Here is a 14,493-nt window from a genome sequence, read left to right on the forward strand (position 1 = left end):
TACGTCTGGAATCGGCTTTGTGAATGCACAAAGAATTTTAACATATACACATTAGGAGGCCATACTTATGAAAGAACAAGTAATTGAGCGATTAATACGCTATGCAAAAATTGATACACAATCAGACTTCACAAGCGAAACAACTCCTTCTACACAAAAACAATTTGACCTATTACATGTTTTAAAAGACGAACTTGCCGAAATTGGTTTAACAGACATTACATTAGATGAAAATGGCTATTTATTTGCCTCATTAGAAGCTAATACAGATAAAGAAGTACCAACTATCGGCTTTTTAGCCCATGTTGATACCGCTACTGACTATACAGGTACAAATGTGAAGCCACAGCGTGTAGATAATTATGATGGTGGAGATATTCAGCTAAACGAAAACTTGGTTATGTCTCCGACTGACTTCCCAGAGCTTAAAAACTATGTAGGCCAAACACTTATCACAACAGATGGTACTACATTATTAGGCGCTGACGATAAGGCAGGGATTGCTGAAATTATGACGGCAATGGAGTACCTCATTAAAAATCCTACTATCAAGCATGGTAAAATTCGTGTAGCCTTCACGCCAGATGAAGAAATTGGTCGTGGGCCACATAAATTTGATGTAGCTACTTTCGGCGCAGACTATGCCTATACGATGGATGGCGGACCACTTGGCGAACTACAATTCGAGAGCTTCAATGCCGCTGGCGTTAAAGTAATTACAAAAGGCACTAGCGTCCATCCTGGTTCAGCAAAAAATAAAATGGTGAATGCTATTACAATGGCCATTGCCTTCCAAAATGAAATGCCTGCTGACGCAGTTCCTGAAAAGACAGAAGGTTATGAAGGTTTCATTCATTTAATGAGCTTTAAAGGGGCTCTTGAGCATACTGAGCTATCTTATATCGTGCGCGACCATGATCGCCAAAAGTTTGAAGAGAAAAAACAATTAATGCGTGATGCTGCAGCTAAAATTCAAGCACAATTTGGTGAGCATGCACTGAGCATTACCATTGAAGATCAATACTACAATATGGGTGAAAAAATTGAGCCTGTAAAAGAAATTGTTGACATTGCACGTACTGCAATGGAAAAATTAGATATTACACCGAATACCCTGCCAATTCGTGGTGGTACAGATGGCTCACAATTATCCTATATGGGCCTACCAACACCAAATATTTTCGCTGGTGGCGAAAACATGCATGGTAAATTCGAATATGTATCCGCTGAAACAATGGAAAAAGCAACTCAAGTTATCATAGAAATCGTTCAGCTTTTTGAACAGCAAGCAAAATAATAGTTTTAATTTTGAATGAACTTATTTCTATACGCATTTACCTAAGAAATCATGAAAAATTTTCATAGCTACGAAGAGGGGTTTTTCCTCTCTTCGTAATTTTTTCAGCCATAATTACTGAATTTTCAAATTACATAAAGGGTTTGAGGTTATAAACTCAAATTGAGGTGATGTTTATGAAAGAAATTGCATTAGGTATTTTAGCTTCCCTTTTCTTTGCCGTGACATTTATTTTAAATCACGCCATGGAAATGCAAGGTGGTAGTTGGCTATGGAGTGCATCATTACGCTATTTTTTTATGCTCCCTTTCTTGCTTATCATTGTCTTTTATCGTAAGGGCTTTTCACAGCTTTCTGGTGAAATAAAAGCACAGCCTATAGCATGGCTACTTTGGAGCTTTGTTGGATTTGTTTTATTTTACGCGCCATTAACATTTGCTGCTGCTTTTGGTCCAGGTTGGTTGGTTTCAGGTACATGGCAGTTTACAATCGTTGCTGGTGTATTATTAGCTCCTCTTTTTGTATCGATCATTGCTGGTAAAACAGTGCGACAAAAAATACCTTTCATATCCTTGCTTATTTCATGTGTCATTTTAGTAGGTATTTTGCTTATACAAATACCTCATGCACAATCAGTATCGCTTAGAAGTTTAATGCTTGGTATTTTACCTGTCATCGTTGCAGCTTTTGCTTACCCCCTCGGCAATCGTAAAATGATGGAAGTTTGCGGGGGCCGAATCGATACTTTTCAGCGGGTGTTAGGAATGACCATTGCTTCGATGCCAGCATGGATTATCATGGCTATTTATGCCATTCTTACAGTAGGACTTCCCTCAGCAAGTCAAATGTTTCAATCATTGCTTGTTGGAATTAGCTCAGGCGTTATAGCAACAGTTTTATTTTTCATAGCAACGGATCGCGTAAGAGACCATCAAGGCAAGCTAGCCGCTGTGGAAGCAACTCAGTCAACAGAAATTCTTTTTGTTATTATAGGTGAGGTATTACTATTAGGAATTGCCTTCCCTAGCCCGCTTGCACTTGCAGGTCTCGGAGTCATCATTGTTGGTATGCTATTACATAGTTACTATACAATGATTATCGGGAAAAAGAATGCTGTGCAACAAAACACAACTTCCTAGCAGTCCATTTTATGGGCTGTTTTTTACAAAAAAAGACGACTCTATTCTAAATTTAGAATAAGTCGTCTGAGATTTTCACGTTCCCAAAAAATGAGGGGGGTTTTAGGAGCGTAATCATGAACTAGCAAACTTCTGGAGAAAAGTAGCTAAAGTTCATCCTCTCTACACTGTATTGTAGACGAGGAATAATCTTTATACGATAATGATAATCATTATCAATTAAAATGTCAATCATAATCTTATAATTTTTTTACCTTTTCAAAAAGATTTTTTTAATGAGCGTCGGTACTGCCATTGCTTCAACTGAAAATGTAAAAAACAGCCTATACAAAAGCCTGCTATTGCAATGGATGATGCAATTGCAACCAGGCCAGTAAAGATATGACCAACAACCTGCCAATGTAACAGATAACCTAATAAACCAGCTGCTAAACAAAGGCTAGCAATACTTGAATTAAATTTTTGCTGCTGAGCATCCTCTGGTATATATGTAGATGGAGCCTTTGTTAAAAAGAGCTTCCCTACACGAAGTATCGGGTTATAGTTGCATAAAATACCTAGTAAATTTGCAGCTAGTGGAATTACTAATATCCAGGTAATTCCTGTTACCCATGATAAAATGACACTCAAAAGAATAGTCCACTGGTTCAGTCTAACTAGAGGTCTTGGAATTGTATGAAGGTGCGACATCAAAAAACCCACCTTTCTTATATGTTTAATGTATTTTACTACATGATATTCCATTTGTGAAGCAAAAATGATTACTTTATAATGAAGTTAACAGATGTTCAAAGGAAAAGAGGATAACTATGCCAGCTTTAACAATGGATCAAGTTCAACAATTAAATTCGTACAGTATTTATACAACTGAACCTAAGCGGACTTTATTTACTTTAGCTGATATACATAAAGACTTTTATCATCCTGATTTTTTAAACCTTATGATGGGTATAACAGATGCAGCAACAGAAACAGCAGCTATTTCTCACTTTGCACGCCGCTATGGTATGTTTTTTGCTATGCAATTATATATGCTTGCCGCTTATGACGAAGTATGGGATGGTAAGCCACTTGAATTGCGTTTTGATGCTGCAAAAGAATTTAATAGCTTTACTGTTGCCATGTTTGCCAATCCAAATGATTGGCGCTACGTTGATGAAGATGAACGCCAAGCTGTTATTGAGAAAATTCTTTACGATGGACACGTCATTGTCCAGCAGCTTCGTAAAGTAACCTCCATCTCCCCTCTTACCATTTGGGAAAATTTCTTTGGCTATTTGCTATGGCATTATCATATATTATTATCGAACCCTGGCCTAGCCGATCAAGCCATGGAGGATATTGAGGCTTTAGAGAACCCAAAAACATGGGCTCGCTTCTCCAATAAATCTTGGTGGGCACAATATACAGGTGGTCTGAGCCCGACTAATTTAGTCAACGTTCCTGTAAGAAAATCATGCTGTTTTTCAAAAGATATCCCAGGTTTAATGGCTTGTGGTTTTTGCCCAATGAAAAAATAATAGAGCCGTTTAAAAAATAAAAAAGCCTTACCCTCCACAATCTTATGTGTAAGGTAAGGCTTTGTGCTTTATTTTTCGTATACTACAAACCAATCGTTGTTTTCTTCAAACATAGACGTGCCAAGGAAACCTTGTTTTAAAAGTTGCTGTTGCCCAGTTGTGTCTCCCATCGATATCACTTGCTTTTCAGTAAAGTTCGGTGACATTGCTTGTCGTAGGTCTTTATAAAAAATATAACGAAGCTTATCTACATATTTAATTTTCAATCCTTTAATAACGAGGTCTTGCGAGAATTTATCCTTTAAGCTCGGAATATTATATGGCTTTACAGTGGAGCAAACATAATCGTATTTTTCTAAATCGATATTTTCCATCACTACTGTAGCTAATGTTCTCTGTAATCCGTAACCTCGATATTTTGGTGAAACATTCGATATTTCCTGATATAAAACACGTTGAAATTCGTTTTCTGCAATTCCACAATCATACCCAAGATGCTCATCATCAATAGGAGGATTTAACAGTGCACGAAAGGCAATCAACGCTTCCCCTACATAAGCACCTATCATCATTCCATGACCATTTAAAATATACTCAAATTCCTCTGTGCTTAAGGGTTGGAGGATACTTTGATCTGCTAAGGCTTCATAAACCTCAACTTGTAGCTCTTCAATTTGGTGTAAATGTTGGAGCGTTAATTTTATAACAAAAAATGGTGTCTCACCAAGCATACCATCATAGATAATTTCCATATTACGCCTCCTTAGGCTGTGACAACAGTTGAAAACTTACATAATTCCTGGATGACAGCTTCATCTACATCTACACCTAATCCTGGTTTTTCATTTAAGCAAATAAATGGTACATCATAATGTAAGTTCCCAACATCCTTTGAGAATTTTAATGGACCCGTTAGTTCTACACTCGTCATAATCTTCTTAGAAAATGCTACATGGAAGCCTGCAGCAGAACCAACTGACGACTCTACCATGGAACCAACTTGACATTCAATTCCTGCCATTTCCGCCATAACAGCAAGCTTCATAGCAGGATAGATGCCTCCACACTTCATTAATTTAATATTTACTTTATCTGCTGCACGCTTGGCTATAATTTCACGCATTTCACGTACGCCTCGTAGTCCTTCATCAATCATTAATGTCACATCAGATTTTGATTTGATTTCTACCATTCCATCAATGTCTTCGCTATCGACAGGTTGCTCTAGCCAATCGATATTTAAATCTTTCATAGCACGTAAACCCTGTAATGTAGTGGCTGCATTACCCCAACCTTGATTTACATCCACTCGAATAGCAATGTCTTCGCCTACTCGTTCTCGTACCGCTTTAATACGGGCTACATCACGAAGTACCTCTGTACCTACCTTCATTTTAAAAGAGCGATAGCCCATTTCTACTCGATTAGCTGCCTCTTCTGCCATTGCTTCAGGTGTTCCAATACTTAGTACATGTGTGATTGGGAATTTTTCATGATAACGTCCACCTAAAAGTTGGTATACTGGCACCCCTAAGGCTTTCCCAGCAATATCGAAGCAAGCAATATCGATCGCTGCTTTTGCTGCTGGTACATCTTTCACAACTTTATTCATTTTATCGTGAAGCTTTTCAAAGGCCATTGGACTTTCCCCAATAATTGCTGGGACAAGCTGATGTTTTAGCACAGCATATGTACTTTCCCATGATTCACCTGTTACATGTTCATCAGGAACAGCTTCACCATACCCTACCACACCTGTATCGGTAGTTACTTTTAAAATAATGGAAGGCATTGTATCATATGTAGCATAACTAATAATGAATGGATCAATTAGCGGTAAATGTATAGCAAAAATTTCTACTTGTTTAATTTTCATCGTAATCAGTCTCCTCTGTCGTTAAAGTTGTCGCTAATACGTCGCTAAATGTTTAAAAAAATAGAAAAGGAGTGATGTCCATGTCTACCAAAATAGCGATTATATGTTCAAAAGCATTTATGAAACGTATTATTAGTATCGCACAAAACATAACCGATATTCAATTAGAATTTTATCTTTACAGCCACCCTTCTGAAGCACCTACCTTAATGAAGCAAATAAAACCGTGTGATGCAATATTATTCGGAGGAACGTTACCTTATCTACACACTCAATCATTACTTTCAGAAGTTCCAATACCTTGGAATTATATTAAGCAAGATGAAACAACCATTTCTACAACATTATTATCATTAGTAGCCAAACATGCTGTAGCTATCGACAGGATATCCATTGATGTAATGAACCCTGCATTCGTTGATAATGTTTTAGCAGAAATAGAATTTCATGGTCAAAAGCCACATGTTCAGCATATTTCGATTACTGAACCAACTGAGAATATTTTAAAACGCCATATCGCCCTGTGGAATTCAAAAAGTATTGATTTTGTCATTACCAGTATTCATAGTGTATTTGATGAATTACAAGCACTACAAATACCGTCAATGCGTATGTTAGATGCTACCAAATCTATTATTCAATGCCTTGAAGAAACAAAATCAAAATCACTATTAACCAAGTCAGAAGCTTTCAAGGCTGTAGTGGGTCTCTTAGAAATCCCTAAAAATTCTGCCATTGAATCAACTGTTTTAAGTCAAATTGCGAAAGCTACCTTTTCAACTTTTAAGCAAATTTCAACGCATTCCTTTGAGCTATACACAACTGCTGGACATCTTCAAAATGCTCTAGAAAAGGAAAACTTAGAGCAGCTCATACAGCAAGTTGAACAACCATTTAAGCTAGCATTTGGCTATGGCTATTCCATTTTGGAGGCCACACAAAATGCTCAGCATGCTTTAACATTTACTAAACCTTTTGAGATTTATATTCTTGATGAACATAAAAACTTATTAGGGCCTTTCCCTAATACAGAAGGTAAAATTTCTTTAAAAACCGATGATCCTTATGTTTTGCAAATGGCTAAGCTTACAAGTTTAAGTCCATTAAATATTTCCAAAATAATCAATTTCAGTAACGAACGACAGTCAGCTCAATTTACATCTCAAAATCTTTCTGAATACCTCCAAGTAACACGACGTACTACAGAGCGTATTATCAAAAAATTAGTTGATAATGGTTATGTAAATATTGTTGGTGAAGAAATGACCCATCAGCAAGGACGTCCTCGCAAAATTTACCAATTGAATTTTGCAACTTACTAAACTGCTCTATAAAAGAATTCTCGTAGATACACGTGGATCTACGAGAATTTTTATTTTAGTCAGCCATTACCATATTATCCGCATTTTCTGCTTCTATCGCCTTTTTACGCTTCTCAGCTTCTGCTATTTCTTCTGGCGTTAATTTAACAATAGCAAATCCAATATATCCATAAATAATAGAAATAATTGGTACAGCGAAGTTAAGAATTGCATATGGTGCATACTCCATTGCACTTACACCTAAAGTTGCTAAAATAAACACACCACAAGTATTCCAAGGGAAGAAAACAGATGTTAAGGTTCCCCCATCCTCTAATGCACGAGAGAGGTTTTTAGAATGTAAACCACGTTGTTGATAGACACCCGCGAACATACGTGAAGGAACAACAATTGAGATATATTGCTCAGAACATGTTGCGTTGGTTGTTACACAAGCTGCAATCGTTGAAGCAATAAGACTTCCTGTAGATTTAGCAAACTTCACAATTACATTCATCAATGCCTTTAACATTCCTGAATACTCTAAAATACCACCAAATGTCATTGCTACAATCGTCATTGAAACCGTATTCATCATCGAGTCTAGACCACCACGGTTAAATAAATCATCCACCATGTGATTACCTGTTGAGATTTCAAAGCCTGCCTGTAATGCTTGTACAGCACTTGCAGCTGAACCACCTTGTACAAAAATCTGTAGTAAGAAACCTGAAACAATTCCTATAATTAAAGCTGGAATTGCTGGTACTTTCTTAGCTACTAATACAATAACTCCCACTGGAACTAGTAATAGTAAAGGAGAAATAACAAAGCTTTCTTCCATCACTTTTAAAGTTGTTAAAATTTCCTCAGATTGCATTGAAACTTCTGCAAATTTTCTACCCAAAAATCCAAAAACAACAAGAGAAATAATCAAAGCTGGAATTGTTGTATAAAGCATATGCTTTATATGATCAAATAAATTAGTCCCTGTTAATCCTGCTGCTAGATTTGTTGTATCTGATAATGGTGACATCTTATCTCCAAAGTATGAACCCGAAATAACAGCACCAGCAATCATAGCCGCTGGAATACCCATACTTAAACCAATACCCATACCCGCGACACCAATTGTAGCCATTGTAGACCATGAACTACCAATAGCTAATGACACAATTGAACATAACAACATGATTGTCACAAGGAACCACGCTGGAGAAATTAACTTTAGACCGTAGAAAATCATTGTTGCTACGACACCGCCGCCAATCCATGCCCCAATTGTCAAACCTACTAAAATAATTATAACAATGGCAGGTAATGCCAGACGTATCCCTTTATACATCATCTCTTCAATTTCTGCCCATTTATATCCATGCATTTTGGCAACAATTGCTGCTACAGTTGTGCCAACAAGAAGAGGTACGTGAGGACTTTGCTCTAAAACAACTACTGTAATCAACATAGTAATAATCATAATTGCAAAAGTTAGTAGTGCCCAGCCCGCATTAATATCCTTTTTCATTTTTCCATCCCCTTTTTTTGCACCAAATCCCTTTTCGGTTTTTTCAAGACGCAAATAATTTTTTACGTTTTTTAGCTTAATATTCAAAAAATTAAAAGTCAACGCAAAAAATTTATGCTTCCCTAGCAAATCCCTTTATTTTAGCGTAATAAAACGCTTTCAAGTAGCAATAAAAAACAATGCAAACCCTTGAATATCCATGCATCATTAAAAATGTTCATGCAAAAAAGCTATATGAAAAAAAAGTTACATTTTCTCATATAGCTTTTAATATTTTTTTATTCAGGCTTTTTTTCTAATACACATGCAAGTACTTTCGCAGCATCAATTAAGGCACTGCGATCAAATGTCATTTTAGGGTGGTGTAATCCTGGTGTTAAATTCGCACCAATTCCAATCATTGCCGCTTTTAATTCCGGCTTTTTAACTGTATAGAAATGGAAATCATCACTACCTGGTGTAGTTATTTCATCTGCTAAATGCCCTTCTCCCAAAGCCTCAATGATGGCATTCTTTGCCATGTTCGCAGCAGTTGGGGAAACTTCAGCACCTGGTGTGAAATCTATCCACTTCCAACTCATATCAATTTCAAATTGTTGCTGTATTGATTTCAGGCCAGATTCAATTTTACTGCGCAGCAATTCAAGTTGTTGATTATGCTGTGCGCGAACATCCATTGAGAAACTAGCATTACCTGGAATAATATTGGTACTACCACCATCCGCAATGATTTTTGTTAACTTAGCCGAATGTGGTTCAAATGGTGATAAATGAATGCTGTGTAGCATTTGTTGCACGGCCATAATAACATCAATGGCATTTTTACCTTGATGTGGTCTAGCACCATGTGCATCTATTCCTTGAATAGATCCCTCTAAAAAATAAGCAGCGCCATGATGAATCGCAGGCGAAACTTTGCCAAGTGGTAATTCTTCTATTGGTCTTAAATGAACACCAAATAAATGTGATACTCCATCAACCGCGCCTCTATCAAACGTTGCACATGCGCCATTTCCTAGTTCTTCAGCAGGTTGGAAGATGAAACGAATACGATGTTGTAAGGTGCGATCTTTCAGTAGTAATAATGCACCAAGAACCATGGAGATATTCGCATCATGTCCACACGAATGATTTGCTTGCCACTTCCCATCAACTTCCTGCCATAAGGCATCAATATCAGCACGTACTGCAACAATTTCATTACCAGTCCCAATTTCAGCTATTAATCCTGGTATATCACCTAATAAACGATAACTAACATGCAATTCATCCAGTATGGAAGCAATTTTTTTAGTAGTCTCAACCTCTTTCCAACTTACTTCGGGATATTGATGAAAATGATCAAACCATTGATAAATCGTTTCTTCTACTGTTAAAGCTTTCGACATAACTACACCTCTATACGCATTTTTGTTTCCCATTATACATGAATCTTTTTCACAAAAGTACATATGTCTTCAGACCTAATACACTTATTTTAATCCTATATTACATTCATATGCACTGGAAAAGCCATTTATCAATAGAGGTATAATATACAATGGGCTATGCTAAAAGTTAGTATACTTTCAACATAGCCCATCAAATTTTCATTATAAACTTGTAAAAAACCCTTCTGGATACTCTTCATACTGAATATTCACCATTTGCTCCTCATTTTTCTCTTCTTCTTCACGTAAATCGAATTCTTGATCCATTAAATACGTTTCAAACTTTGAATTTAACAACTTCCCCATTGTACCACTCCTTATTAATTGAATTTTCTGATAAAAGGATTATACAATAGATTTTTAGTAAATTGCAATAAATTATATACATTATGCATTATAACTATAAAACCTATCTCAAAATCAGATTAAAAATACCATTGATTCTTATGATTACTAAAAAATTTTACCTTTAAAAAACAAAAAGCTGCTCATTAACATCTGTACTAATATTTAGCCAGTTATTAATTGAGCAGATTTATATGCAAGTCAAGTATTTAAGATACTGAAGCTCCCATTTTGTCCTTCGTATTATCGTGATGATTTCCTTTTTTATGGGACAAAAATTGGATCACAAACATCACAATAAATATTCCTAAACCAGTCCAATCCGAGAATTTTTCAGGATAGATAAGTAATAGCCCCGCAGCAATCATAATAATTCTTTCATACCAGAAAAGTTTACGATACCAGTAGCCGATCACACCAGCACCAATTGCCACCATTCCAGTGATAGCAGTGAATACTACCCAAATAATTTGCGGAATGGTTGTATCAATCATTAATAATGCTGGAGAGAAAACAATCATATACGGTATAATAAATGCCGCAATCGCAAGTTTTGCTGAATTCACACCCGTTTTGATAGGGTCACCACCAGAAATACCTGATGCCGCAAACGCCGCCAGTGCTACAGGTGGTGTAATATCAGCAATAATACCGAAATAGAACACAAAGAAATGAGCAGATAGTAATACAACTACTGGCACTAATTCTTGTGGTGTATTTGGAGATAATAAAGCCACAATTGCTGGTGCAGCAATTGTCGATGTTATCACATAGTTTGCTGTTGTTGGTGCACCCATTCCAAGAATAAGCGAAGCTATCATAACAAAAATAAGTGTCAAAATAATACTACCACCAGCTAAAGCTACTAAGCTATTTGCTAAACTTAAACCTAATCCTGTTTTTACAACGACACCCACAATAATCCCAGCACAAGCAGTAGCTGCAACTACACCTAATGCAGTTCGAGCACCTTCCACCAATGCATCAATCACATCTTTTGGTTTAAGACGCGTTTCTTTATTAAACATAGCCACACCAATTGATATAATAATTCCATATAATGCCGCATGCATAACTGGTGTACCTGTTAGCATTAATATGATAATCGCCACAATCGGTAAGAGAAGGTAAATCTTCTTAAATACCTCTTGACGATTTGGCATTTGATCGTCTCGCAGACCTTTTAGACCAACTCTTTTTGCTTCGAAATGTGTCATAATCCAAATACCTGTAAAATATAAAAGAGCAGGGATAGCTGCCGCTTTTGCTATATCCCAATACGTAATTCCTCGACCAATAAATTCAACCATTAGGAAGGCAGCAGCACCCATAATCGGTGGCATAAGTTGACCACCTGTCGATGCAGCTGCTTCCACTGCACCAGCAAACTCTTTTCGATAGCCTAGTTTTTTCATCATTGGAATTGTATAAGAGCCGGACGTTACTACGTTAGCTACAGAGCTTCCAGAAATTGTACCTTGAAGTGCACTTGAGAATACAGCTACCTTCGCAGGACCGCCAATTAATTTTCCAGCTAGTGCAACTGCTAGATCGTTAAAATACTGGCCAACCCCTGTTTTCACAAGAAATGCCCCGAATAGTAAAAATACAAAAATAAATGTGGCTGATACACTAATTGGTGTGCCGAATATCCCATCAGTTGTAAAGTACATGAGGTTGACGATACTCTCCAAATCCTGTCCTCTATGTGCCATAAATGCCGGGAAATACGGACCATAGTAAGCGTAAATCAAGAAAGCGATTGCAATAATTGTAATAGGCAACCCTACAGCACGTCGAGCAGCCTCAAGTACTAGTACAACAGCTATTAGCCCAACAATAAAGTCTAACTGCGTAATGGAGCCATTGCGATTCACAAGTTCTGTATAGTTCATAGACCAATATGAACCTACTGCAATAGCTAGTAATGCTAAAATATAATCGAACCAGGCTATTTTATGCTTGGGTGCTTTTTTTCTTGCTGGGAATAATAAGAAAATTAATGTTAAACCAAAGCCTAAGTGGATGGTACGTTGAATTTGAGCAGGAAATTGCCCAAAAATAGCTGTGTAAAGTTGGAATAGCGAAAATGCTAAAAGGCCAAAGAAAATAACATGCTTCATTACACCTGAGATTGTTCTTACATTGGATTCTATATCATATTTTTCAAGTATGGCTTGTTGCTCTTCAGCAGAGATTTGCTCAAATTCTTCTACTTTTTCTTCTTTCCTTGATTTTTCCTGTGTTGTCATTTCATCCTTACTCCTTTCCACTGTTCGTAAAGTGACAATCGCTTAATTTCAAATAAATAGGATTTACCCCTCTGTAAATCTTTTTTTAAATCATATTCTTCATCTGCATAATTGAATACCAAATCTAAATCTAAATCACCTATATAGATCGTAAAATTATCAAGTATGGCACTATTGTTAAATTGGAGAACATATTTACCGTTCCGTTGAATAAGTGTTTGATGTTCCTCTGCATAGCTTGGCATGCCAATAGCTAAATCTTCATATTCCATTTCAAGCATTTCAATACGATTACCTTTTATATATTGATAGGATTCCAATACATCTGACTTATGTATGGAGTGGGTGTATCTTATTTGAAAGGTTTGCTCAACTGAAATGGGTATGTAGTGCACTTTAGGATGGGCTATACGCGTCTCTGTAAAGGTGAACACCTTTTGAAGAGGAAGAAATATGACAATACATATACAGATACTTAAAAGAACTGTTATGATGAATTTTCTCTGTTGCATTCGACCTATTCCCCCACTTTAAAAGCTATTCGCCTAAACCTATATCCTACAGTAAGAAAGAGACTCGAAGCTTTATGCAACGAGCCCCTTCGTATTTTTTAGAAAGTTTCAAGCACTATTCACACTATTTCTTTTCATTAAAGTATTTTTGTGCACCTGGATGAACGTCAATACTAATACCATCTAAACCTGTTTCTGCTTTTATGAATTCCCCTTTTGGATGGGAAATTTTACCCGTGTTATCATAAATAGCTTTTGTCATTGAATAAACAACATCTTCCGGAAGATCCTTTTTCACCGCTAGCATAGCTAGAACTGAAATTGTCTCCACATCGTTTGCAATACCATAAGTACCAGCTTTTACTGTGTCTTTTGCATAGTAAGGGTATTTAGCAATTATTTCATCTGCTTTACCCGCATCTAAACCGATAATATTCACTTTCGTTGTAGCATTTAATGCTTCAACAGCAGCTGTTGGCGTACCTGCTGTAATAAATGCTGCATCAATTTGACCTGATTGAAGACCATCTGTTGATTCACCAAAATCAAGGTTTTGTGCCTTGATATCATCCATCGTTAAGCCATTGATTTCAAGTAATTGTTCAGCATTTGCGTAAGTACCCGAGCCTGGAGCACCCACTGATACTTTTTTACCTTTTAAATCTGCATACGTTTTAATACCCGAAGCTTCAGTTGTAACGAGTTGAACTGTTTCTGGATAAAGCGCACCTAAAGCTGAAATTGTATCAATTTTATTGCCATCAAACATCAGCTTACCTTCAGTAGCATAATAAGCAATATCTGTTTGAACAAATGCAATTTCACCTTTTCCTTCTTGTAAAGCAGTCATATTGGCAGCAGATGCCTGAGATACTTCAGCAGTTGTTTTAATGCCTGTATCAGTAGTTATTAAATCAGCGAATGTACCTCCAAGAGCATAGTAAGTACCTTGTGTGCCACCTGTTAGTAAACTTAAAAACTTAGGTTTTTCAGTTGATTCGGAGTCATCTCCAGTGTCCTTCGAACCACTTCCACTATCTGATCCACATGCAGCTAAAATCATAAGCGCAAGGATACTTAATAGCATTAATAAATTAAATTGTTTCTTCCTCATAGTAACCTTCCCCCTTTGGTTATTTTTAAGAATCTATTTAAAATTATCAAACTTAGTATAATAATGTCAATTAGTTTATAGTAAATTCAGACTTTTATAATTATACAAAACCACTTTAAATCCATTAATTTACATTACTATAGCTTTATTTAATTACCCCTTTTATATTTGAAATAAACTCC

General features: G+C 36.5%; 13 protein-coding genes. 4 read left to right on the forward strand and 9 right to left on the reverse strand.

Going from position 1 to position 14,493, the window contains the following annotated elements:
* Positions 1-67: 67 nt before the first annotated feature.
* Together pepT and QH639_RS26035 are read left to right on the forward strand one after the other, a co-directional pair.
* Positions 68-1,297 (forward strand): peptidase T, encoded by a 1,230-nt coding sequence (gene pepT / locus QH639_RS26030; RefSeq protein ID WP_131520682.1) that lies wholly within the window; start codon positions 68-70, stop codon positions 1,295-1,297.
* A 176-nt stretch (positions 1,298-1,473) separates the two neighbouring features.
* Positions 1,474-2,436, forward strand: coding sequence for a DMT family transporter (locus QH639_RS26035; protein WP_131520681.1), 963 nt, complete (start codon positions 1,474-1,476; stop codon positions 2,434-2,436).
* 258 nt (positions 2,437-2,694) lie between these two features.
* On the opposite strand, the gene QH639_RS26040 is transcribed toward QH639_RS26035, so the two are convergent.
* Positions 2,695-3,126, reverse strand: coding sequence for a DUF4395 domain-containing protein (locus tag QH639_RS26040; RefSeq protein ID WP_259419724.1), 432 nt, complete (start codon positions 3,124-3,126; stop codon positions 2,695-2,697).
* A gap of 119 nt (positions 3,127-3,245) precedes the next feature.
* On the opposite strand from QH639_RS26040, the gene QH639_RS26045 reads away from it, so the two are divergent.
* Positions 3,246-3,956 carry a Fe-S oxidoreductase gene (locus QH639_RS26045; protein ID WP_131520679.1) on the forward strand — a complete coding sequence of 237 codons (711 nt, stop codon included), beginning with the start codon at positions 3,246-3,248 and terminating at the stop codon, positions 3,954-3,956.
* Positions 3,957-4,024: 68 nt separating this feature from the next.
* Here the strand turns inward: QH639_RS26045 and QH639_RS26050 are convergent, their stop codons facing one another.
* Positions 4,025-4,708 (reverse strand): GNAT family N-acetyltransferase, encoded by a 684-nt coding sequence (locus QH639_RS26050; RefSeq protein ID WP_259419723.1) that lies wholly within the window; start codon positions 4,706-4,708, stop codon positions 4,025-4,027.
* An 11-nt stretch (positions 4,709-4,719) separates the two neighbouring features.
* On the reverse strand, positions 4,720-5,832 hold the full coding sequence (locus QH639_RS26055; protein ID WP_004229770.1) for a mandelate racemase/muconate lactonizing enzyme family protein: 1,113 nt from the start codon (positions 5,830-5,832) through the stop codon (positions 4,720-4,722).
* An 80-nt stretch (positions 5,833-5,912) separates the two neighbouring features.
* On the opposite strand from QH639_RS26055, the gene QH639_RS26060 reads away from it, so the two are divergent.
* The gene (locus tag QH639_RS26060; RefSeq protein ID WP_131520677.1) at positions 5,913-7,154 is read left to right on the forward strand and encodes a helix-turn-helix domain-containing protein; all 1,242 of its coding nucleotides are present in this window, start codon (positions 5,913-5,915) and stop codon (positions 7,152-7,154) included.
* A gap of 55 nt (positions 7,155-7,209) precedes the next feature.
* Here QH639_RS26060 and nhaC read toward each other — a convergent pair whose 3' ends face one another.
* From nhaC to QH639_RS26090, 6 genes are all read right to left on the reverse strand, one after another.
* Positions 7,210-8,658, reverse strand: coding sequence for a Na+/H+ antiporter NhaC (gene nhaC, locus QH639_RS26065; protein ID WP_131520676.1), 1,449 nt, complete (start codon positions 8,656-8,658; stop codon positions 7,210-7,212).
* 278 nt (positions 8,659-8,936) lie between these two features.
* On the reverse strand, positions 8,937-10,046 hold the full coding sequence (locus QH639_RS26070) for an amidohydrolase (protein WP_281115473.1): 1,110 nt from the start codon (positions 10,044-10,046) through the stop codon (positions 8,937-8,939).
* A gap of 204 nt (positions 10,047-10,250) precedes the next feature.
* Positions 10,251-10,394 (reverse strand): hypothetical protein, encoded by a 144-nt coding sequence (locus QH639_RS26075; RefSeq protein WP_167444843.1) that lies wholly within the window; start codon positions 10,392-10,394, stop codon positions 10,251-10,253.
* A 248-nt stretch (positions 10,395-10,642) separates the two neighbouring features.
* Complete coding sequence (locus QH639_RS26080) at positions 10,643-12,685, reverse strand: TRAP transporter permease (protein WP_237899173.1); 2,043 nt, start codon at positions 12,683-12,685, stop codon at positions 10,643-10,645.
* A complete protein-coding gene (locus QH639_RS26085; RefSeq protein ID WP_131520675.1) occupies positions 12,682-13,197 on the reverse strand; it encodes a DUF1850 domain-containing protein in 516 nt (171 codons plus the stop codon). The genes QH639_RS26080 and QH639_RS26085 overlap by 4 nt, the downstream gene beginning before the upstream one ends.
* A gap of 124 nt (positions 13,198-13,321) precedes the next feature.
* On the reverse strand, positions 13,322-14,311 hold the full coding sequence (locus tag QH639_RS26090) for a TAXI family TRAP transporter solute-binding subunit (protein ID WP_131520674.1): 990 nt from the start codon (positions 14,309-14,311) through the stop codon (positions 13,322-13,324).
* Positions 14,312-14,493 lie beyond the last annotated feature (182 nt).

Source organism: Lysinibacillus sp. 1 U-2021, from assembly GCF_029916965.1.
Classification (GTDB): domain Bacteria; phylum Bacillota; class Bacilli; order Bacillales_A; family Planococcaceae; genus Lysinibacillus; species Lysinibacillus capsici.